This window comes from Ferrovibrio sp., assembly GCF_019636075.1.
Classification (GTDB): Bacteria; Pseudomonadota; Alphaproteobacteria; order Ferrovibrionales; family Ferrovibrionaceae; genus Ferrovibrio.
Genome location: NZ_JAHBYG010000008.1, coordinates 27064 through 48707, shown reverse-complemented (window position 1 = coordinate 48707; position 21644 = coordinate 27064). Strand labels below are relative to the sequence as shown.

The following is a 21644-nucleotide window of genomic DNA, read 5'->3' as shown; positions in this document are numbered from 1 at the left end:
TTTTTTAATATCTGTTTAACTTCCATTAACGCTGTAGTGACACGATATGTCCCATGAGCGTGGATGAATGCCATGATACTGCCCGCTATGCGGTGCTGACCCGGCTGGGCGATAGCTGGATATTCCGGGCTGCCCTGGGCGACCGTGAAGCCGCCGAGGCCGAGGCTTTCCGCTGGCGCCGCATCTATGGCCCGGGCCGCACGCTGATCGCTTCGCTGGGGCAATTTTCCGAAGCCAAGCCCGCCGTTTCCCGCGCCGCGCCGGCTGCCCTGCCGGTGGTGATCGATGTGGAGGCCGAAGCGGTGATGCCGCCGCCCGCTGCCAACGACGATATCCGCCAGCCCGCCCCGGCATTGACGGTAGATTCCAGAAAGGCCGTCAAGACCGACCGTCGCCAACGCCATGCCGGCAAACCGCTGGGCTGGGGCGAAACCTTGTTGCGGGCGCTGGCGCTGTATCTCGGCTATCTGCTGGCCAATCGGCTGATCGATCTCTCCCTGCAGGTGCAATTCGGCATGGGTTCGGTCTAAACTGCCGAGACCATGCTCAGCGTCATCCTGTCTGTCCTTCCCATTTTCATTCTGATCGTGATCGGCCATGCCATGCGGCGCTGGAATTTTCCCGGCGACGCCTTCTGGCCGCTGGCCGATCGTGCGGTTTATTTCATCTTCTTTCCCGCGCTGCTGGTGCATAACCTGGCCCGCGCCAATCTTGGCGAATTAGACCCCACAGGCCTGTTCGGCACATTGTATTGCGCATTGCTGCTGAATGCTTTGCTCGCCTTCGCCATGAAACCCTGGCTGAAGATCGATGGCCCCTCCTTCACCAGCCTGTTTCAAGGGTCGGTGCGATTCAACACTTTCGTAGGCTTCGGCGCGGCCGCAGCCCTGGCCGGCAATCCCGGCATCACGCTCTATGCCGTGGTGATATCGCTGGCTATTCCCACCATGAACGTGCTGTGCGTGCTGGTATTGGTGCGCTACGGCGCCCATGGCGGCGGCACATCCCTGCGCGATCAATTGCTGCTGCTTGGCAAAAACCCGCTGATCCTGGCCTGCCTCGCCGGCATCCTGATCAACCTGAGCGGATTGCACTTGCCGCCGGGCATAGACCCGATGTTCAAGATGCTGGGCGATGTGGCGGCACCGCTTGGCCTGCTCACCGTTGGCGCGGCCTTGCAAATGGATGCGGCGCGCCAGGGCGGCAAGACGGTGATTACAGCCACATTGCTGAAACTGGTGGTCTATCCCAGCACTGTGCTGACCGTCAGCTGGCTTTGGGGACTGGATCGTATGGAAACCCAGATATTGGTGCTCTGGGCCATGCTGCCAACCGCCAGCGCCAGCTATATCCTGGCGCGCCAGATGGGCGGCAACGCGCCGCTGATGGCTGCCATCGTCACGGCCAGCACGCTGGGCGCCTTCATTACGATGCCGATCTTCCTGGCCCTGCTGGGGCTTTGAAGCCTACTTCTCGGTAAAGGTCCAGTCGCCGGTCCAATCGGTCGGCGCATCGGCTTGCAGCTTTTCCACCCGGTGCAGGAACGTCGCCGCCACCGCATCGCCATCGGCCAGCGTGGCAAAAGCATTGCGGGCTTTCGGCCAATCGCCCCTGCGATAAGCAGCCAGGGCATCGGCGAAGGCGGCATCGCGCTGCGGCTGCGGCTGGCGGCCGTAAAGCTCGTACACCACCTCGGCTTCCTGTTTGCCGGCCACCCGCAGGCGATCCAACTCGCGCAACGACATGCCGGGCCCCACCATGCGCCGCGTGGCTTCCGCCAGCATGATCGTGCTGCCGTAATAACGGTTGGCGGATTCCAGCCGCGCGGCAAGGTTTACCGTATCGCCCAGCAGCGAGTAGCTGCGGGAAAATTCCGAGCCGATCGAGCCAACCACCACATCGCCGGTGGCAATGCCGATGCGGATTGAAATCGGCGGCACCTCGCGGCGCAAGCCCAGCAGGTCCGGCAATTCCGCGCGGAAACGCTCGAGTTGATCCAGCATATCGAGCGCCGCGCGGCAGGCCAGTTCGGCCTGACGTTCTGCAGGCACGAAGGGAGGGCCCCAATAGGCCATCACCGCATCGCCGATATATTTGTCTATCACCCCGTCATTGGCGCGGATCGGTTCCGACATCAGGGTGAGATAACGGTTGATCACCGTCACCAATGCGGTCGGGGTCAACCGCTCGCTCAAGCCGGTGAAGCCCTGCATGTCGCAAAACAGCACCGTCATCACCCGGCGCTCGCCCTCATCATGCGCCAGATCGGGCCGCATCAACAGGCCATCCACGATGCGCGGATCCATGTAGCGACCGAAGGTGTCGCGGATGCGCTCTTTTTTCTTGAGCTCACCCACCATCATGTTGAAGCTCTGGGTGAGTTCGCCGATTTCGTCGCGGCTGCGCACCGGCAAATCGACTTCCAGCGAACCATGCTCCACCTGCCGCGCGCCTTCCAGCAACCGCCGCACCGGGCGCACCAGATTGCGCGTGAGATAGCCCGCCGCCAGCAAACCGAGAATGCAGGCGATAACCGTCAGCGCCATACTGGCCTGAGAAGCGCGATGCTGCATGATTTGCAGGTTGTCGCTGGCGTATTTCAAGCTGGCATACATATCGGCATGATCGCGTTCGAGATGGCGGTTGATCTCGGCCCGCCGACGATCAAGCAACCGCATCTGGTTTTCCGATCCGGCAAGATCGCCGGCCTCGACGGCAAGGATCATATCGCGCACGCTGACTTCGTATTTCTCCAGCATCTCCAGCAGGAATTCCAGCCGCGTATCCAGCCGCGCCAAGCGCTCGACCTTGGCATAGGCATCGTTCTCAGCCAGCAGGAATTTAAGTTGACCACGCGCCTTGATGATCTCGGCGGTCGCTGCGCTCTCAAGTTCATCCACGCGCTCGCGCAGCAATTTCAGGGTTGCCGGATCGCCGCCATGCTCCGCTTGATAAACGAATTGCCGCAGCGCCAGGGCCACTTCCAGGGATTTCACCTCGGCTTGCGACAGATCGGCGTAGGCCGGCACATAATGCTGCTCGACGCGCTCAAGTTCCTCATCCACTTCGCGGGCCACCCAACTGGTGCCCATCGAGGTGATCAGCATCAGGGTGATCAGAACCAAGGCGATGGAGAAAATCTTCGAACCGATGGAACGCAGCATGGCCATGGCAACCCCTCCTCCAAAGCCGTCCGGAAATCCTCAGCGGTGCACAGCCTACTTCTTCGGAAACTCCAGGCCCATGGCCTCATAGCGCTCGGGGTCGTCGCCCCAATCGCCGCGCACCTTCACGAACAGAAACAGATGCACCCGCCGCTCGAACTGCTTTTCCATTTCCTGCCGGGCGGCGGCGCCCACCTTTTTCAGCATGGCACCGCCCTCGCCGATCACGATCTTCTTCTGGCCTTCGCGTTCCACGAAGATCACCTGATCGATGCGCGCCGAGCCGTTCTTCTGGTCTTTCCAATTTTCGGTTTCCACCGTCAGCGCATAGGGCAGTTCCTGCCGCATGGCGTTGAACAATTTCTCGCGGGTGATCTCGGCGGCCAGGAAGCGCATCGGCGCATCGGATAGCTGATCTTCCGGATACAGCCACGGCCCCTTGGGCATGCGGGCCACAAGATCGCGCAGCAGTTCCTTGCAGCCATCGCCATTGCTGGCGGCAATCATGAAGGTGGCGGCGAACGGGAAGGCATCGTTCAGCGCCTGGGTAAGGCCCAGCAGCTTTTCGCGTGCCACCTTGTCCACCTTGTTCAGCGCCAACACCGCCGGCACCTTGCGGCCATCGAGATTCTTCAGGATATCGCGGGTCTCCTGATCGAAGCCGCGCGCGGCATCCACCACCAGCAGGATCACATCGGCATCGTCGATGCCGCTCCAGGCTGCCTGCACCATGGCGCGGTCCAGCCGCCGCTTGGGTGCGAAGATGCCGGGCGTATCCACATAAACCAGCTGCGTCTGGCCTTCCATGCCGATGCCGGTGATGCGCGCCCGCGTGGTCTGCACCTTCGACGACACGATGGAAATCTTGGCACCGACCAGTTGATTCAACAAAGTGGACTTGCCGGCATTCGGCGCGCCCACGATGGCGACATAGCCGCACGCGGTTTCGGTCTGTGTCGGGGTTTCTTCAGGCATCACTCACCACCCAGCCTTTTCAATAAACGGCCGGCAGCCTCCTGCTCGGCAGCCCGCTTGGAGCCGCCACGACCCAATTCCGGTTCACCCTCGCCCAATGCCACCGAAACCGTGAAACGCGGCTCATGCGGCGGGCCTTCGATACTCACCACGTCGTAACGCGGCACCTGCTGCAGATGCGCCGCCGCCCATTCCTGCAAGGCGGTCTTGGCATCCTTGGCGGCGCCGCTGAGCGATTCCGCCAGTTGCGGCTGCATATGCTTGGCCACGAAGCGTTCGGCCGGCGCCAGGCCGCCATCCAGGTACAGCGCGGCAATCACCGCTTCCAGCGCATCGGCCAGGATAGCCGGCTTGCCGGCGCCACCTGAATCGCGCTCCGAACGCGAAAACTGGATATACTCGCCAAGGCCCAGATCATGGGCGAAGCGCGCCAGGCTTTCCTGCTTCACCAGCGCGTTGTAGCGCAGTGCCAGTTCGCCGGCCGCGGCTTCCGGGTAGGTCTTGGCCAGCATGGTGGCCACGATCAACCCCAGCACGCGGTCGCCGATGAATTCAAGGCGATTGTAATCGCGCGAGGCTGCATCTGCGGTCTTTCCACTGCTGCCACGCCGGGCCGACCGCGCGCGGCTGCGGCGCGGATTGGCCGATGGATGCACCAGCGCTTCTTCCAGCAGGGTTGTATCGGCGAACTGATGGCCCAGCGCCTTTTGCAGGCCAACAAGATCGGGCTTTGGAAGGTCGGCCGGCACGATCAGCGGATACTGGTAAACATGCGCTCGAACCGGAACCCGCCGAACCAGGTCCAGGGCTTGAACAGCGAAGCCGAGCTATCCAGCGAAATCCACCGCACCTCGGCCCGGCCGATCAGGTTTTCCGCCGGCAGATATCCCACGCCGCCGAAGGCCACCTGAAAGCGGCTATCCAGCGAATTGTCGCGGTTATCGCCCATCACGAAATAATGCCCGGCCGGCACGGTGAAAACCGGGGTGTCGTCGCCCTCGGTGGTGCTGGAATCCAGCACGAAATAGCTGCGGCCGCCGGGCAGGATTTCCTCATACTGGCGGATGCGCGGACGCACATTGCCGAACCGGTCGCGCTCCTCGAAATCGGCAATGCGGCGACGCTCCACCTTCTCGCCATTCAGCCACAATTCGCCGCCGCGCATCTGCACGCGGTCGCCCGGCAGGCCGATCACGCGCTTGATGTAATCCTTGCTGGTATCGCCGGGATAGCGGAACACCGCCACATCGCCGCGCTCCGGCACGCTTTCCAGGATACGGCCCTTGAACAGCGGCGGGCTCATGAACAGCGAATATTGCGAATAGCCATAGGCATATTTCGAGACGAACAGATAATCCCCCACCAGCAGGGTGGGCAGCATGGATTCCGAGGGAATGTGAAACGGCTCATAGGCAAACGAGCGGATGCCCAAGGCAATCAGGATGGCATAGAACAGCGTGCGCAGCGTCTCCCAGATATCGGATTTCGGCTTGGACACACTCTGCTCCTGCTGCATTTGACACCCCGTGTTTCAACGGCGGAGACAAAAGACGGTATCCCCCGCGCGCTGTCAAGCACGCCCAGGCGAAACCGCCCCAAAAACCACCCTAACCTATTGATCTAAAATCGGTATCGCAGAAATTATGACAAACGCCTGAGCCAATGGCGGCTCGTCGGTGATGGTCAGGTCGATCTGCGCCCGGTGGCCTGGCGGCAGCAGGCTTTCCAGCCGGGCCAGGGCGCCGCCGCTCAAACGCATGGTGGGCTTGCCGCCGGGCAGGTTCACCACCCCCATATCGCGCCAGAATACCCCCTTGCGAAAACCCGTGCCCAAAGCCTTGGAACAGGCTTCCTTGGCGGCGAAGCGTTTGGCATAGGAGGCCGTGCGGGTAAGCGGCCGGCGCGCCGAGCGGGCCTTTTCAGTCTCGGTGAAAATGCGGTCGAGAAAACGGTCGCCGAAGCGTTCGATGGTTTTCTCGATCCGGCGGATATCGATCAGGTCGGAACCGATGCCAATGATCATGTCAGGCAGTCAGCCCCATATTGCCGCGGGCACGATCCATCAGGCTGCGCATACGGCGGATGGCGCCATCCAGGCCGCCGAAGATCGCTTCGCCGATCAGAAAATGCCCGATATTGAGTTCCTGCACGCTGGGTATGGCCGCCACAGGGCCAACCGTATCGAAGCTGAGGCCATGGCCGGCATGGCATTCCAGGCCCAGTTCGGCAGCGTGTTCGGCGGCTTTCCGCAGCCGCAGCAATTCCGCCTCGCGGGCCGCGCCTTCCAACTCGCAATACCGGCCGGTATGCAATTCCACCACCGGCGCGCCCATCGCCTTGGCCACGGCCAATTGTACCGGCGAGGGTTCGATGAACAGCGACACGCGAATGCCGGCATCGTTCAACTTGGCGATGATCGGCAGCAGGTGGCTGTGATGCGCCGCTGCATCCAGGCCGCCCTCCGTGGTGCGCTCCTCGCGCCGCTCGGGCACGATGCAGCAGGCATGCGGCTTGTGGCGCAGCGCGATGGCCAGCATTTCCTCGGTGGCCGCCATTTCCAGATTCAGCGGCAGGTCGATCTCGGCCATCAGCCGGTCGATATCGCGATCCGAGATATGCCGGCGGTCTTCGCGCAGATGCGCTGTGATGCCATCGGCGCCGGCGCTGGCCGCCATCTTGGCTGCGCGGATGGGATCGGGATGCGGGCCGCCGCGTGCATTACGTATGGTGGCCACATGATCGATATTCACACCCAGGCGCAGCTTGCTCATCACGCTCTCCTTCAGGCCAGATTGCGACTGCCGGGCTTGATGGCCGGCAGCTTTGCCATCTCCGGCGGCAACGCATCGGCGGCATAGGCCGGCACCTTGTAGCCGCAGAGCGCAAACAGCGGCACGCCCAAATCCACTTCGCCATCCGAACGATCGACGATGCAGGAAGCCGCCACCGTGTGGCCGCCATTGGCCTGGATGGTGGCGATGCATTCGCGGCTGGATTTGCCGGTGGTGACCACATCCTCCGCCATCAACACGCGCGCGCCCTCGGGAATCTCGAAACCGCGCCGCAATGTAAAGGCGCCATCCACGCGCTCGGTGAAGATCGACGGCACGCCAAGCTGGCGCGCCAGTTCATACCCCACCACAACGCCGCCCATGGCCGGCGAACAGACCAGATCAACCGGCTTGGGGCCCAGCTTGGCGCGGATCGCATCGGCCAGCGCCTTGCACAACAAGGCTGCACGATCGGGATGCATCAGCACCTTGGCCGATTGCATGTAGACCGGGCTGTGCAGGCCCGAGGTCAGCAGGAAATGGCCTTCCAGCAGGGCGCCGGTTTCACGGTAATGGCGAAGTACGTCTTCCTTGTTCATAAGCCCCTTTTCCCGCCTGGTTCAGCCCCTCGCCCGTTCCACCGAATGGATATTCGGCGTGGCGCGCAGGGCGGCAATGATATTGGTGAGATGCTTCACATCCCGCACTTCCACATCCACGAACATTTCAAAGAATTCCTGGGTGCGGTTGGTAATCTTCAGATTGGTGATATTACCCTTGTGCTTGGCGATCACGGTGGAGAGCGCCGACAGCGAACCCGGTTCGTTGGTTACCATAAGAACCACGCGGCCGGTATGGGCCTGGCTGTCTTTTTCGCCATCCTGCGGCGCATCCCAGGCCAGATCGAGCCAACGTTCCGGCTGATCGGCAAACTGGCCCAGGCTTTCGCAATCTATCGTGTGGATCGTCACGCCCTTGCCGGTGGTGACGATGCCCACTATGCGGTCGCCCGGCAGCGGATGGCAGCAGCCGGCGAAATGCATCGCCATGCCCGGAATCAAGCCACGGATCGGAATGCCGCCGCCGCTGGTGCGGTTCTGATCCAGCGGCTTGCTCACCTTCTGCGTCACCGGCAGGCGGTCGGCCTCGCGGTCTTTTTCCTTTTCGCCCGGGAACACCAGATGCAGCACGCTGCGCGGCGTAAGCGTGCCATCGCCCACGCCCACATACACATCGTCGGCGCCGCGCAGCTTCAGCGCCTTGGCAGCGATTTCCATGCCCTTCTCGGAAACCTGGTGGTCATGATCCTTGAAGGTCTTGTTCAGGATCGCCCGGCCCAGCTCGATATACTGGCCGCGCTGCTGCTGGCGGATGAAACGATTGATGCAGGATTTGGCGCGGCCCGATTTGACGAAATTCAGCCAGGACGGATTGGGCGCCGGCACTTTCGAGCGCAGGATTTCCACCTGGTCGCCATTGCGCAGCACCGTGCGCAGCGGCACCACGCGGCCATTCACCTTGGCGCCCACCGCCGTGTCGCCGATATCGGAATGCACCGCGTAGGCGAAATCCACCACCGTGGCATCGCGCGGCAAGGCAATCAGGTCGCCCTTCGGCGAAAAACAGAAAACCTGATCCTGGAACATATTGAGCTTGGTATGCTCAAGAAATTCTTCCGGGTCCGAGGTCTGTTCCAGAATTTCCAGCAACTCGCGCAGCCAGCGATATTGCTTGGCTTCGGCATCGGGCGCATTGCCCTTTTCGCCAGGCTGCTTGTATTGCCAATGCGCGGCCACGCCCAGATCGGCCACCTCGTGCATATCCTGGGTGCGGATCTGGATTTCGATACGCTTGTTCTCCGGGCCGATCACCGTGGTGTGCAGGCTGCGATAGCCATTCTGCTTCGGCGTGGAGATGTAATCCTTGAACCGCCCGGGCACCGATGGCCAGGTATTGTGCACGATGCCCAGCGCCTGATAGCAGGCGCCGATATCGCGCACCACGATGCGGAAGGCGATGATGTCTGAAAGCTGCTCGAACGGAATGTTCTTGCGCTGCATCTTCTCCCAGATCGAGAAAGGCCGTTTCTCGCGCCCGGAAACCCAGGCATCCAGGCCCTGCTCCGCCAGGGTGCGCTTGATGCGATCGGAAATGCGCTCGGTCAGGCTGCCGCCTTCGCTGCGCAGTTGCTCCAGGCGGGTGATGATCGAGGCGCGGGCATCGCCGTTCAATTCGGCGAAGGCCAGGTCTTCCAGTTCTTCCTTGATCTGCTGCATGCCGATGCGGTCGGCCAGCGGCACATAGATTTCCATCGTCTCTTTGGCGATGCGTTTGCGCTTCTCCGGCGTGGCGATGTAATGCAGCGTGCGCATGTTGTGCAGCCGGTCGGCCAGTTTCACCAGCAGCACGCGGATGTCGTTCGACATCGCCAGCAGAAGTTTGCGGAAATTCTCCGCCTGGCGCGTGCGGTCGGATTGCTGCTCGATGCGCGACAGCTTGGTCACGCCATCTACCAGGCGCAGCACGTCGCCGCCGAAGGCGCTCTCCAGTTCCTTGGGCGTGGCCACGGTGTCTTCCAGCGTGTCGTGCAGCAGGCCGGTGGCGATGGTCTTGTCGTCCAGCTTCATGCCGGCCAGGATGCCGGCCACCTCCACCGGATGGCTGAAATAGGGGTCGCCGGAAGCGCGCTTCTGGGCGCCATGGGCCTTCAGCGAAAACACATAGGCGCGATTCAGCAGGTCCTCATCGGCGTCGGGATCATACGCCAGAACCTTCTCTACCAGTTCGACCTGTCTCAAAATGCGGGCGCGCGCCATTTTCTACCGTTCTCCAGCCCGGATTCTCCCGGGCGCCAACGGTTACACAACAATCTGAATTTTGGGCTAAAATCGGGCAACGGCAAGTGCCGCTGGCGCCAAGGCCGGCGCCAGTGACAAAAAAGCCACAATAAGGCGTGAGGATTACTCCTCGGCGGCGTCCGGCTCTTCCGCTTCGTCGGCTTCGTCGGCGGCGTCTTCCAGGCCCATGCCTTCAGGCAATTCGTCGTCGCCCTGCTGAATGCCAGACCATTCGGCCGATTCCATCAGGGCGGCCATGTTGTCGTCTTCCGGCTCGTCCACTTCCACATGCTTCTGCATGCCGCCGATCATGCGCTGGCGCAGCGTCTCGATATCCACCGTTTCGTCGGCGATTTCGCGCAGGGCAACCACGGGATTCTTGTCGTTATCGCGATCCACGGTCAGCGGCGCGCCGGCCGAGACAGCCCGGGCACGCTGCGAAGCCAGCATCACCAGCTCGAAGCGGTTGGGCACTCTCAGAACGCAATCTTCAACGGTAACGCGCGCCATGGCGGGATCCTCAAGGATACGGAATCGGGAAAGCCGGCTGATTACAGCCTATCGTGATGCAGCGCAAGATAATTGTTGCCCGGCAGCCCTGCAAGCACCCCTGCTCCGGCGGCAGAACATCAAGATAACTTATTGATTTTAATAGGATCAGCCGCCTCGATCAGGGTCGCAATGGAGCGTCCGCTGGCGGGATCATGCCAATCCGGGGCGATTTCCTGCAATGGCAGCAGCACGAACAGCCGACCGGTGGCGCGAGGATGCGGCAATACCGGCTCGCCCGTGGCATCCCCCGGGCTCACCTGGCCGGCATAATCGATCAGGTCCAGATCCAGCGGCCTGGCATCCCAGCGGCCCCGGCGTACCCGACCGAAATCCTGCTCGATGGCATGCAAGCGGGCCAGCAAATCGCGCGGCGACAGAATCGTATCGATGCGTACCATTGCGTTGAGATAATCGGGCTGCGCGATTTCTCCTGCCACAGGTGGCGGCCATGCGGGCGATTGCCACCAGGAAGAGCGCGCCGCCACAAACAATCCTGCGGCCCCCAATGCACGCACACCCGCTTCAAGTGTGGAACGCAAATCCGGCAACGCCGCAATGGTGAGATTGCCACCAATTGCAACATAAATCGCAGACTTTACGCTGGCTTGCACGATCAGACCCTTGCCATCCATACTGGAAAGTATATCAAGACAGCGTTCCGACAACGAAGATTCAGGCATTGCGAAACACTATTCCCGTTCTTACTTGAACAGATAATCCCAGGAGCCTCATATGAAATTCTATCCGCAAGAGCGCGTAGCGCTGTTTATCGATGGTGCCAACCTATATTCCGCCGCCCGCAGCCTGGGCTTTGAAATCGACTATCGCCGGCTGCTGGAGCATTTCCGCCGGGAATCGAATCTGATCCGCGCCTTCTATTACACCGCGCTGGTGGAAGACGCCGATTATTCGCCGCTGCGCCCGCTGATCGATTGGCTGGACTATAACGGCTACACCATGGTGACCAAGCCGGCCAAGGAATATACCGACGCATCCGGTCGCCGCCGTTTCAAGAGCAACATGGATATCGAGCTGGCCATCGACATGATGGACCTTGCGCCGCATATCAATCATGCCGTGCTGTTTTCCGGCGATGGCGATTTCCGCCGCCTGGTGGAAGCCGTGCAGCGCCGCGGCGTGCGTGTCAGCGTGGTGGCCACCACCCGCAGCAATCCGCCCATGGTGGCCGACGAATTGCGCCGCCAGGCCGATACCTTCGTTGAATTGCAGGATCTGATGCCGAAGATCATGCGCGAAGGCGCGGCCCGCGAGGCTGTGCAGTCTCAGCGCGCCGCCGGCGTGAATGCCACGCTGCGCGTCGGCCCCGGCACCAGCACGCCCGCTGGCGCCTATGACGACGAAGACGACATCGACACCGCAAATCCGCGCGGCTACCAGCGGTAATGGGGCGCGCCGATGGCGCTGCTCTCCGCTCCCATTCCGGGCCGCGATTGCGATCTCTGCCCGCGCCTGAAGCAATTCCGCGACGATAACCGCCGCGCTTATCCGGATTTCTTCAATGCGCCGGTGCCGGCCTGGGGCGACGAGGCGCCGCGTTTGCTGATCGTCGGTCTGGCGCCAGGCCTGAAAGGCGCCAACCGCACCGGCCGGCCCTTCACCGGCGATTATGCCGGCGACCTGCTATACAGCACGCTGAAGAAATACGGCTTCTCGAAAGGCGAATTCCGCGCCGATCCGAATGACGGCCTGCAATTGCTGAAGGCCCGCATCAGCAACGCGGTGAAATGCGTGCCGCCGGAAAACAAGCCCACACCGGCCGAAACCAAAACCTGCCTGCGCAGCTATCTCTCGCTCGAAATGGCCGAGATGAAAAGCGTGAAAGCCATCCTGGCGCTGGGCCAGATCGCGCATATCGCCGTGCTGGATGCCTTGAAGGTGAAGCGCAGCACAGCGCCCTTCGGCCATAACACGGCCTATCCATTGCCCACCGGCGCCACGCTGTTTTCCAGCTATCACTGCTCGCGCTACAACACCAATACCGGACGGCTGACCGAAGCGATGTTCCACGCGGTGTTCGACAAAATCGTCAAAACCACTTCAGCTTCCTGAGCAGCCAGACTTCCGCCACCAGCATAAAGGCCGTGATGCCGCATATCACGGCGAAGGCCCAGGGCGTATCGTGGCCGGGAATGCCCGCCACATTCGCACCCAGCAGACCAGCCACCAGGCTGGGCGGCAGCAGCACGGCAGCCAGCGCGGTCAGGCGATTGGAGGTCTGGGCGATCTGCTCGGTCACCAGGGTGGTCAAATCTTCATGCAATATGGTTGTGCGGTCGCGCAGCGCATCCAGGGTTTCCACGCTGCGCAGCACCTTGTCGGTCAAATCGCGCATGCGCTGGCGGTCGCGCGGTTTCAGCCATTCCACATCGGCGCCCTGCATCCTGAACAAGGCCTCGCGCTGCGGCGCCATGTAGCGGCGCAGGGATATGGCGCGGCGGCGCAGCAGGCTGAGCGTGGAACGCGATTCTTTCACATCGCATTGTTCGATCTCATGGTCCAGATCGTCCACTTCATCCTCAAGCTGATCCAGCACCGGCTCGATACCCTTGATCACCTTGCGCGCGATCTTGGTAAACAGATGCCCTGCCCGCACCGGTCCGCGCCGAGTTGCCAGGCTTTCCCGGATATCGCGCAGGGCATGCAGATAATGATCCTTGTCGCGCAGGCTGATCAGTCGCTGCTCGTTGCCCCAGATATGGATCGGCACCAGATCGAGCACGTTATTATCGGGATCGCGGTTCACGCCGCGCATCACCACTTGCAGGCCGCCATTGGTCTCCTGCACACGCGGGCGGGATTCCTCGGCCAGCAGCGCATCGCAGAGCACGGCATCCAGGCCGCTTTCATCGCGCAGCCAGCGGGCGGCATATTCGTCGTCGCGCTCCAGATGCACCCACAGCACGCCTTGCGCCGGATGCCAGGCACGGATGCCATCCCAGCCGATTTCGCGCGCACCGCCGCTGCCATCAAGCAACAGGGCAAAGCGCAGGCCCTGCTGCTGGCCATAAATCAAGCCACGTTGCTGATCCATCTCACCCACCCCGGTGAATCCGTTACCAGGGCCAGCATAGCATGCGTGGGGTTTCAGCGCCCCTCAAACTTGGGCGGGCGGCGCGCCTTGAAAGCCGCCAGGCTCTCGGCGAAATCCTCGGTCATGGTCATCAAGGCGAATTGTTCCGCATCCAGGGCGGAAGCCATCTGGATCAGGCCTTCCTGATAAGCATTGGCGCCGCGCTTGATCATGCGCACAGCCAATGGCGGCTTTGCTGCGGCCAGTTCACCCAGGGCAAGCGCACGCTGCAGCGCGGTGCCGCTCGGCACGGTTTCGTCCACAACGCCGAATGTGCGCGCCTCATGGGCCGGCATCACTTCGCCCAGAATGGCCAACCGCTTGCCTGCCGCAGGCCCGGCGCGCGCAATCAGGCGCGGCAGGGCGGTCCAACTCAGATTCATGCCGCGATCCACTTCCGGCAAACCCAGCCGCGCCCCCTCGCCGGCAATCAGCAGATCGCCAGCCGCCGCCAGCGCCAGACCGCCGCCCAGGCAATACCCTTCCACTGCAACGATCGTGTAACATTCCAGTGCAGCAAAGGCCTTGCACATGGCAGCACCCGCCAGCGGACCCTGCATGCGCTCAGGAATCGCGGCCTGGGCCAGATTGCTTACCGCTGGATCCTTCAGGTCGAAACCGACGGAGAATACGCTCTCCGCACCGGTCAGCACCAAAGCCACCGGCGGTTCCTGCGCCAGTTCGTCGAAAGCCGCGCGCAGGGCCTGCATCGCGGCAATGGAAAGCGCATTGCGCCCATCGCCACGATCGAAGCGCAAGAGGGCCAGGCGGCCGCGACGTTCGAGTTGAAGCATGCTCAGGTCCAGTATGGTCAGCCAGAATGCTCAGGCGGTCTCGCCGCGCACCAGCTTGATGATGGCCGAATAATCCAGGCCGCCATTGCCGGCATTGACGAATTCGGAATACAGCGCCGTGGCCTCCGAACCCAGCGGCGTGGACATGCCGGCGGCACGCGCCGCTTCCTGCGATAGCTTGAGATCCTTCAGCATCAGCTCGGCCGAAAAACCCGGCTTGTAATCGCGGTTGGCTGCCGATGTGGGCACCGGGCCCGGCACCGGACAATGGTTGCTCAACGCCCAGCAGCCGCCAGAAGATGCCGAAACGATGTCGAACATCGCTTGTGGTGCCAGGCCCAACTTCTCAGCCATCACGAAGGCTTCCGAGATCGCGGTCATGGTGATTCCCAGCACCATGTTGTTGCAGGCCTTGGCGACCTGGCCGTTGCCGGCGCCACCGGCATGCACGATCTTCTTGCCCATCTTTTCCAGCACCGGCTTGGCGGCGGCAAAGGCCGCATCGCTGCCGCCCACCATGAAGGTAAGCGCGGCATTCTCCGCGCCGCCTACGCCGCCCGATACCGGCGCATCCAGCATCAGCATGCCGGCGGCTTCTGCTGCCTTGATCACTTCGCGCGCGGTTTTTACGTCGATGGTAGAGCTATCCACGAACACCGTGCCCTTGCGCGCCACGGCCAGAATGCCCTTGGCGCCAAGATACACATCGCGCACATGCTTGCCCGCCGGCAGCATGGTGACCACGAGGTCGACATCGGTTGCCGCTTCCTGCGCGCTGGCCGCCTTGGTTCCGCCCGCTGCCACCACGGCCGCCACCGCCTCGGCGCTGAGATCGAAAGCCTTAACGGCAAAGCCGGCCTTCAGCAGATTGCGTGCCATCGGCCCGCCCATATTGCCCACGCCGATGAAACCGATATTTTTCATTCTTTCCTCCCTGGTAAGGCCATCAATCGAATTTCAAATCGCCATCCGGCAAAGGCGCGAAATAACGTGCGATATACTCATCCGACACCGCCTCCAGCGTGGCCGGCTGCCATTTCGGCGCATGATCCTTGTCCACGATCACCGCGCGCACACCTTCATAGAAATCATGGCCCTGGCCGACATGATTGCACATGCGCCATTCCAGGATCATGCAATCGCGGAAGGCCAGATTGCGGCCGCGCCGCAATTGCGCGAAAGTCAGCTTCACCGATGTAGGCGACTTGCCGCGGATGATCTTGGCCTGCTGCTCGCCGAAACCAGGCGATGCCTCCAGTGCCGCCATGATGGTCGCCACGCTATCGCCCTTGAACAGCGCATCGATCTCGGGCCGCAAAGCGTCGATCGGCGCCGGGCCTGGATCGGCCTGGAATTGCGCAATCACCGCATCCACCGCGGCGTTATCCGGCAGCGATGCCGCAACCAGCGCGGCTTCCAGGTCGGCCAGTCTGGCGCGGGGCACATGATGGGTGCCAACGCCCAGCGCCATGATATCGGCATGCTTCAGCCGCGCGCCGGTCAGCCCCAGATACATCCCGGTTTCGCCGGGCAGGCGCGGCAGAAAATACGTGCCGCCCACATCGGGAAACAGGCCGATGCCGGTTTCCGGCATGGCGAACAGCGCGAATTCGGAAACCACGCGATGGCTGCCATGCACGGAAAGGCCGACGCCGCCGCCCATGCAGATGCCGTCGATCAGCGCGATGAAGGGCTTGGGATATTCGGCGATCACCGTATTGGCGCGGTATTCATCGCCCCAGAAATTCCGCCGATAGGCCACGCCATCGGGCCCGGTATCGGCCAGCTTGCGAATATCGCCGCCAGCACAGAATGCCTTTTCGCCGGCCGCCTTGATCAGCACCGCCTTGATGGCAGCATCTTTCGCCCAAAGCCGCAGATGCTTTTCCAGCGGCACGCACATATCGTGGTTCAGCGCGTTCAACGCCTGCGGGCGGTTAAGCTGGATGATGCCTAAGCCGTTCTGAACCGAAAACAGAATCTCTTCACTCATACTCTCACTCCGTGAAACTGCCTGACAACAGCGAGCGCGACACGATCACCCGCATGATCTCGTTGGTGCCTTCCAGAATCTGGTGCACGCGGGCATCGCGCAGGTAACGCTCGATGGGATAATCCTTCAAATAGCCATAGCCGCCATGCAACTGCATCGCATCGTTGCAGATAGTGAATCCGGCATCGGTGGCAAAGCGCTTCGCCATGGCGCAATAGAGCGTCGCCTCGGGATGCTTTTCATCCAGCATGGCAGCGGCATTGCGGATCATCAGCCTGGCTGCCGCCAGATCGGTGGCCATGTCTGCCAGCTTGAATTGCGTGGCCTGAAAGCCGGCAATCGGCTGGCCGAACTGCTTGCGCTGACCGACATAGTCCCTGGTGATATTCAGGCAGGCCTTGGCCGCGCCCAGCGAACAGGCGCCGATATTGATGCGCCCGCCATCCAGGCCGCTCATGGCGATCTTGAAGCCCTCGCCTTCCGCGCCGATGCGGTTGGCTTTCGGCACCTTGCAATCCTCGAAGATCACCATGGCGGTGGGCTGGCTATTCCAGCCCAGCTTGCGCTCCTGTGCGCCGAAGCTCAGGCCCGGCGTGCCATTCTCCACCACCAGGCAACTCACACCGCGCGCGCCGGCCTCGCCGGTGCGCACCATGCACACATAGATGTCCGAACGCCCGCCGCCCGAAATGAAGGCCTTGGTGCCGTTCAGCACATAATGATCGCCGGCATCCACCGCGCGGGTTTGCAAAGCTGCCGCATCGGAGCCGGCATTGGGCTCGGTGAGGCAGTAGGAAGCGAAATGCTGCATGCTGCACAGCTTGGGCAGAAAGCGTTGCCGCTGCTCTTCATTGCCGAAGCGGTCGATCATCCACGCCGCCATGTTGTGGATCGAGATATAGGCGGCCGTGGAGGTGCAGCCGGCAGCCAGTTCCTCGAAGATCAGCGCCGCATCCAGGCGGCCGAGGCCTGAGCCGCCCACATCCTCGCGCACATAGATGCCGCCGAAACCAAGCCCGGCGGCCTCGCGCAATTCATCCACGGGAAAATGCTTCTGTTCATCCCAGCGGGCGGCATTGGGCAGCATGCGTTCGGCGGCGAAACGGCGCGCCATCTCCTGGATGGCGCGCTGGTCGTCGGTGAGGTGGAGGGTCATGGCGCCCTCCGGCTTCACTTCATGGTGGGGATGTTGAACTCGGCGCCCGAGCGAATGCCGGTGGGCCAGCGCGCGGTCACGGTCTTGATCTTGGTGAAGAATTTCACGCCCTCGGGGCCATGCTGGTTGGTATCGCCGAAAGCCGATTTCTTCCAGCCGCCGAAGGTGTGGAAAGCCAGCGGCACCGGGATCGGCACATTCACGCCCACCATGCCCACCTGCACCTTGGCGGCAAAGTCGCGCGCGGCATCGCCATCGCGGGTGAAGATCGCCACGCCATTGCCGAATTCATGCTCGGTGGGCAGCTTGGCGGCTTCCTCGAAGCTTTCGGTGCGCACCACGCTGAGTACCGGGCCGAAAATTTCTTCCTTGTAGATGCGCATGTCCGGCGTCACGTTGTCGAACAGGCAACCGCCCATGAAGAAGCCCTTCTCATAGCCCTGCAGATTCAGGCCGCGGCCATCCACCACCAGCTTGGCGCCTTCCTTCACGCCGGTATCCACATAGCCCTTCACCTTGGCCAGATGCTCCGCCGTCACCAGCGGGCCCATCTCGCTATCCTTGTCGGTGCTGGGGCCCACCTTGAGGGCGCGCACGCGGGGCGCCAGGGCTTCCACCAGCTTGTCGGCGGTGGCCTTGCCCACCGGCACGGCAACCGACACGGCCATGCAGCGTTCGCCGGCCGAACCGTAGCCGGCGCCGATCAGCGCATCCACGGCCTGGTCCAAATCGGCATCGGGCATGATGATCATATGGTTCTTGGCGCCGCCCATGGCCTGCACGCGCTTACCATTGGCGGCGGCAGTGGCGTAAACATATTGCGCAATCGGCGTGGAGCCGACGAAGCTGACCGCCTGGATGCGCGGATCGGTGAGCAGCGTATCCACCGAAATCTTGTCGCCGATCACGCAGTTCAGCACACCGGCGGGGGCGCCGGCTTCGATCATCAGCTCGGCCAGGCGCAGCGGGCAGCTCGGATCCTTTTCGCTGGGCTTGAGGATGAAGGTGTTGCCGCAGGCAATCGCCACGGCAAACATCCACATCGGCACCATGGCCGGGAAGTTGAACGGCGTGATGCCCGCCACCACACCCAGCGGCTGGCGCATGGAATACACGTCGATGCCGGTAGCCACGCTGTCGGAATATTCGCCCTTCAGCAGATGCGGAATGCCGCAGGCGAATTCCACCACCTCAAGGCCGCGCTGCAGCGAGCCCTTGGCATCCGACACCACCTTGCCATGCTCGTTGGAAATCAGCAGGGCGATTTCATCGGCATGCTTTTCGCAAAGCTCCTTGAACTTGAACATCACCCGGGCGCGGACCAGCGGCGAGGTGCGCGACCAGGTCTCGAAGGCCTTCTGGCTGTCGGCAATGGCGGCCTCAACCTCGGCCTTGGTGGCCAGCGGGGCGCGGGCGCCGATTTCGCCCGTGGTGGGGTTGTACACGTCCAGGAAGCGGCCAGACGTGCCGGCCACCTTCTTGCCACCGATAAAATGATAAAGGTCCTTGGTCATTTCCGTCCCCTGATTGGCGCTCTAAAAGGCATTGTTGATCTTGCACATATGACAGGTCTTAATGCCCCATGGTATGGGAATCTTCGCACATTCGATGTGCGGGCTTATGAAGGTGCAAGGCCATGGCGGAAACCGCATTCGATTGGGACGATCTGCGCTATTTCCTGGCCGTGGCCCGGGCGGGCCGGCTGACCCTGGCGGCCAAGCGGCTCGGGCAGGAGCATACCACCGTCAGCCGCAGACTCCGAGCCCTGGAAACCGCTCTGCATTGTCAGCTTTTCCTGCGCAGCCCGCAGGGCTACCAGCTTACCGAGGCCGGCCAGCGGCTGCTCGCCACGGCCCAGGCGGTGGAAAGCGCAACCTTGGCCGCGCAGGCCGAAACCGCCGGGCCAGATGGCCTGGCCGGCAGCGTGCGGATCGGCACGCCGGATGGTTTCGGGGCGCATTTCCTGGCGCCGCGTATAAAGGAATTATCATTACAAAATAGTAGCTTGAATATAGAACTTATCACTATGCCTCACCTTTTGAGCCTGTCCAAACGCGAGGCCGATATCGCCATCGGCTTGAGCCGGCCGAAGACCGGGCGGGTCTTTGCCCGGCGACTGACCGACTACCATTTACAGCTTTATGGCGCCCGGGATTACCTGGCCCGCCATGCCCCGATCAGCGCGCCGGAGCAGATTCCCGGCCATCCCCTGGTGGGCTATGTGGATGATTACCTCTACACGCCGGAGCTGGATTACCTGCACCTTGTCGGCCCCGGCCTGAAGCCGCGTCTGCGCGCCTCCAACCTGCTGGCCCAGATGCGCATGACGCTGGCCGGCGCCGGGCTCTGCGTGCTGCCCTGTTTCATGGCGGCCGGCGAGCCGGAACTGGTGCCGGTGCTGCCCGAAAGCATCCGCCTCACCCGCACCTATTGGATGATCACCCATGCCGACCAGCGCGAACTGCCGCGCATCCGGGCCTGCGGCGATTTCATCGCCGATCTGGTGCGGCACGAGCGCGGGCTGTTCCTATTGGATGGCTGAGCGCGGCCCGAACAGGATCAGTCCGGCGCCCAGCAGGCAAAGCGCCATACCGGCAAGATCCCAGCGGTCCGGCCTTGTGCCTTCCACCGCCCAGAGCCAGAACAGCGAGGCGGCGATATACACCCCGCCATAGGCGGCATAGGCCCGGCCGGCGAATTCCGCCTCCACCCGGGTGAGCAGGAAGGCGAACAAGGCCAGCGCGGCCATGCCCGGCACCAGCCACCAGGGCGAACGGTCCAACTTCAGCCAGGCCCAGAAGGCGAAGCAGCCGGCGATCTCGGCAAGGGCGGCACCAATATAAGCGGCGATGCTGTAAGCGGCGGTCATGGCAGGCACGCTAACCAATGGCCGCCGGGCTCACAACCCGCTTCACGGCCTATTAACCACCCTGGCCGCAGACTTCGGGCAAATCTTCATGGGAGCCTGAGCCATGCTGCCGATCCATCCCGCCGCCCTGCTGCAGAACGCCATCCAGTTGCGCGGCTATACGCCGGAAAGCTTCCGCAGCGAGGCGCGCATGCCGCCCCGGCTGTTCAACGCGGTGCTGAGCGGCAAGCGCCGGATCAAGCTGGGCACCGCCATGCGGCTGAGCCGGATGCTGGGCACCAGCCCCTGGGTCTGGATTGCATTCCAGCAGAGGTATGATAAAGCCATCTGAATGAGCCAGAGCCGACTTCCGCCCACCCTGCCCGCCTTCCCCGCCGCCCGCCCGCGCCGCCTGCGCCGTGCCGATTGGTCTCGCCGACTGGTCGCCGAAAATGCCTTGAGCGTGGATGACCTGATCTGGCCGATCTTCGTGCATGACGGCAACAAGGCCGTGCCGGTGCCCTCCATGCCCGGCGTGGAACGCCTGAGCGTGGCGGGTGCCGCCGAAGCCGCCAAGGAAGCCGAGGCTTTGGGCATCCCGGCCATCGCGCTGTTCCCCGCCACCGACCCCAAGGTGAAGGATGAAGACGGCAGCGAGGCGCTGAATCCGCAGAACCTGATCTGCCAGAGCGTGCGTGCCATCAAGGCCGCGACCAAGAATATCGGCGTGCTGTGCGATGTGGCCCTGGACCCCTATACCAGCCATGGCCATGACGGCCTGATCCGCAACGACGAAATCGTCAACGATGCCTCCGTCGAGGTTCTGGTGCAGCAGGCGCTGAACCAAGCGCGCGCCGGCTGCGACATCATCGCGCCGTCCGACATGATGGATGGCCGCGTCGGCGCCATCCGCACCGCGCTGGATGCCGAAGGTTTCGAGCATGTGCAGATCATGGCCTATGCGGCGAAATACGCTTCGGCTTTCTATGGCCCGTTCCGCGATGCGGTGGGTTCCAGCGCTAATCTAGGCCGCGGCGACAAGCGCACCTATCAGATGAACCCGGCCAATGGCGACGAGGCTTTGCGCGAAGTGGCGCTGGATATCGCCGAGGGCGCCGACATGGTGATGGTGAAACCCGGCATGCCTTACCTGGATATCTGCTGGCGCGTGAAGCAGGCTTTCGGCCTGCCCACCTATGCCTATCAGGTGTCTGGCGAATACGCGATGCTGGCGGGTGCGGCCGAACGCGGCTGGCTGGATGGCGAACGCGTGGCCTGGGAAAGCCTGCTGGCCTTCAAGCGCGCCGGCTGCGATGGCATCCTCACCTATTTCGCCCGCGACATCGCGCGCCGGATCAAGGGCTAAACCGCCCCCCGTTCGTCACCACCGGACTTGTTCCGGTGGTCCATGGTTCAGCTGTTTTGCCGTGTCCGGCATGGACCCTCGGAATGAATCCGAGGGT

At 62.6% G+C, this 21644-nt stretch carries 24 protein-coding genes; 7 read left to right on the top strand and 17 right to left on the bottom strand.

All coding sequences use genetic code 11. The features are described from left to right. The first annotated feature begins 53 nt into the window (after nucleotides 1-53). Both KF827_RS05605 and KF827_RS05600 read left to right on the top strand, forming a co-directional pair. Nucleotides 54-530: a hypothetical protein gene (locus KF827_RS05605; protein WP_291001600.1), complete on the top strand. Its 477-nt coding sequence runs from the start codon at nucleotides 54-56 to the stop codon at nucleotides 528-530. 12 nt (nucleotides 531-542) lie between these two features. Continuing rightward, entirely contained in the window at nucleotides 543-1463 is a 921-nt protein-coding gene (locus tag KF827_RS05600; RefSeq protein ID WP_291001597.1) for an AEC family transporter, read from the top strand. Nucleotides 1464-1466: 3 nt separating this feature from the next. On the opposite strand, the gene KF827_RS05595 is transcribed toward KF827_RS05600, so the two are convergent. The 10 genes from KF827_RS05595 to folK all read right to left on the bottom strand — a co-directional run bounded on the left by KF827_RS05595 (nucleotide 1467) and on the right by folK (nucleotide 10931). After that, entirely contained in the window at nucleotides 1467-3170 is a 1704-nt protein-coding gene (locus KF827_RS05595) for an adenylate/guanylate cyclase domain-containing protein (RefSeq protein WP_291001592.1), read from the bottom strand. Nucleotides 3171-3218: 48 nt separating this feature from the next. Further along, on the bottom strand, nucleotides 3219-4139 hold the full coding sequence (gene era / locus KF827_RS05590) for a GTPase Era (protein ID WP_291001589.1): 921 nt from the start codon (nucleotides 4137-4139) through the stop codon (nucleotides 3219-3221). Continuing rightward, on the bottom strand, nucleotides 4139-4888 hold the full coding sequence (gene rnc, locus KF827_RS05585) for a ribonuclease III (RefSeq protein ID WP_291001587.1): 750 nt from the start codon (nucleotides 4886-4888) through the stop codon (nucleotides 4139-4141). The genes era and rnc overlap by 1 nt, the downstream gene beginning before the upstream one ends. A 2-nt stretch (nucleotides 4889-4890) precedes the next feature. Continuing rightward, the gene (gene lepB, locus KF827_RS05580) at nucleotides 4891-5655 is read right to left on the bottom strand and encodes a signal peptidase I (RefSeq protein WP_291001585.1); all 765 of its coding nucleotides are present in this window, start codon (nucleotides 5653-5655) and stop codon (nucleotides 4891-4893) included. A 96-nt stretch (nucleotides 5656-5751) separates the two neighbouring features. Beyond that, nucleotides 5752-6162 carry a holo-ACP synthase gene (gene acpS / locus KF827_RS05575; RefSeq protein WP_291001579.1) on the bottom strand — a complete coding sequence of 137 codons (411 nt, stop codon included), beginning with the start codon at nucleotides 6160-6162 and terminating at the stop codon, nucleotides 5752-5754. 1 nt (nucleotide 6163) lies between these two features. Next, the gene (locus tag KF827_RS05570; RefSeq protein WP_291001576.1) at nucleotides 6164-6910 is read right to left on the bottom strand and encodes a pyridoxine 5'-phosphate synthase; all 747 of its coding nucleotides are present in this window, start codon (nucleotides 6908-6910) and stop codon (nucleotides 6164-6166) included. A gap of 11 nt (nucleotides 6911-6921) precedes the next feature. Further along, entirely contained in the window at nucleotides 6922-7509 is a 588-nt protein-coding gene (pyrE, locus tag KF827_RS05565; protein ID WP_291001572.1) for an orotate phosphoribosyltransferase, read from the bottom strand. A gap of 21 nt (nucleotides 7510-7530) precedes the next feature. After that, the gene (locus KF827_RS05560; RefSeq protein ID WP_291001569.1) at nucleotides 7531-9726 is read right to left on the bottom strand and encodes a bifunctional (p)ppGpp synthetase/guanosine-3',5'-bis(diphosphate) 3'-pyrophosphohydrolase; all 2196 of its coding nucleotides are present in this window, start codon (nucleotides 9724-9726) and stop codon (nucleotides 7531-7533) included. A gap of 144 nt (nucleotides 9727-9870) precedes the next feature. Further along, complete coding sequence (gene rpoZ / locus KF827_RS05555) at nucleotides 9871-10257, bottom strand: DNA-directed RNA polymerase subunit omega (protein ID WP_291001565.1); 387 nt, start codon at nucleotides 10255-10257, stop codon at nucleotides 9871-9873. A 119-nt stretch (nucleotides 10258-10376) separates the two neighbouring features. Beyond that, the gene (gene folK / locus KF827_RS05550) at nucleotides 10377-10931 is read right to left on the bottom strand and encodes a 2-amino-4-hydroxy-6-hydroxymethyldihydropteridine diphosphokinase (RefSeq protein ID WP_291001562.1); all 555 of its coding nucleotides are present in this window, start codon (nucleotides 10929-10931) and stop codon (nucleotides 10377-10379) included. A gap of 100 nt (nucleotides 10932-11031) precedes the next feature. Here folK and KF827_RS05545 point away from each other — a divergent pair, with 100 nt between their 5' ends. Further along, nucleotides 11032-11703 (top strand): NYN domain-containing protein, encoded by a 672-nt coding sequence (locus tag KF827_RS05545; protein WP_291001559.1) that lies wholly within the window; start codon nucleotides 11032-11034, stop codon nucleotides 11701-11703. Between the two features lie 12 nt (nucleotides 11704-11715). Further along, entirely contained in the window at nucleotides 11716-12369 is a 654-nt protein-coding gene (locus tag KF827_RS05540) for a uracil-DNA glycosylase (protein ID WP_291001556.1), read from the top strand. Here the strand turns inward: KF827_RS05540 and KF827_RS05535 are convergent. From KF827_RS05535 to KF827_RS05510, 6 genes are read right to left on the bottom strand one after another with little or no spacing between them, the layout of a single operon-like run. After that, nucleotides 12347-13351, bottom strand: coding sequence for a CorA family divalent cation transporter (locus KF827_RS05535; RefSeq protein ID WP_291001553.1), 1005 nt, complete (start codon nucleotides 13349-13351; stop codon nucleotides 12347-12349). The two genes, KF827_RS05540 and KF827_RS05535, sit on opposite strands and share 23 nt — an antisense overlap. Nucleotides 13352-13404: 53 nt before the next feature. After that, the gene (locus KF827_RS05530) at nucleotides 13405-14184 is read right to left on the bottom strand and encodes an enoyl-CoA hydratase/isomerase family protein (protein ID WP_291001550.1); all 780 of its coding nucleotides are present in this window, start codon (nucleotides 14182-14184) and stop codon (nucleotides 13405-13407) included. Nucleotides 14185-14214: 30 nt separating this feature from the next. Beyond that, complete coding sequence (gene mmsB / locus KF827_RS05525) at nucleotides 14215-15108, bottom strand: 3-hydroxyisobutyrate dehydrogenase (protein ID WP_291001547.1); 894 nt, start codon at nucleotides 15106-15108, stop codon at nucleotides 14215-14217. A gap of 22 nt (nucleotides 15109-15130) precedes the next feature. Beyond that, on the bottom strand, nucleotides 15131-16177 hold the full coding sequence (locus KF827_RS05520) for an enoyl-CoA hydratase/isomerase family protein (protein ID WP_291001544.1): 1047 nt from the start codon (nucleotides 16175-16177) through the stop codon (nucleotides 15131-15133). 4 nt (nucleotides 16178-16181) lie between these two features. After that, entirely contained in the window at nucleotides 16182-17333 is a 1152-nt protein-coding gene (locus tag KF827_RS05515) for an isobutyryl-CoA dehydrogenase (RefSeq protein WP_291001541.1), read from the bottom strand. Nucleotides 17334-17347: 14 nt separating this feature from the next. Next, nucleotides 17348-18847, bottom strand: a complete 1500-nt coding sequence (locus KF827_RS05510; protein ID WP_291001538.1) for a CoA-acylating methylmalonate-semialdehyde dehydrogenase — start codon at nucleotides 18845-18847, stop codon at nucleotides 17348-17350. Between the two features lie 122 nt (nucleotides 18848-18969). Here KF827_RS05510 and KF827_RS05505 point away from each other — a divergent pair, with 122 nt between their 5' ends. Then, a complete protein-coding gene (locus tag KF827_RS05505) occupies nucleotides 18970-19875 on the top strand; it encodes a LysR family transcriptional regulator (protein WP_291001535.1) in 906 nt (301 codons plus the stop codon). Here KF827_RS05505 and KF827_RS05500 read toward each other — a convergent pair. After that, the gene (locus tag KF827_RS05500) at nucleotides 19861-20202 is read right to left on the bottom strand and encodes a YnfA family protein (protein ID WP_291001532.1); all 342 of its coding nucleotides are present in this window, start codon (nucleotides 20200-20202) and stop codon (nucleotides 19861-19863) included. The genes KF827_RS05505 and KF827_RS05500 overlap by 15 nt on opposite strands. A 103-nt stretch (nucleotides 20203-20305) precedes the next feature. On the opposite strand from KF827_RS05500, the gene KF827_RS05495 reads away from it, so the two are divergent. Together KF827_RS05495 and hemB are read left to right on the top strand one after the other, a co-directional pair. After that, complete coding sequence (locus tag KF827_RS05495; protein WP_291001529.1) at nucleotides 20306-20533, top strand: hypothetical protein; 228 nt, start codon at nucleotides 20306-20308, stop codon at nucleotides 20531-20533. After that, complete coding sequence (hemB, locus tag KF827_RS05490) at nucleotides 20534-21547, top strand: porphobilinogen synthase (protein ID WP_291001526.1); 1014 nt, start codon at nucleotides 20534-20536, stop codon at nucleotides 21545-21547. Nucleotides 21548-21644 lie beyond the last annotated feature (97 nt).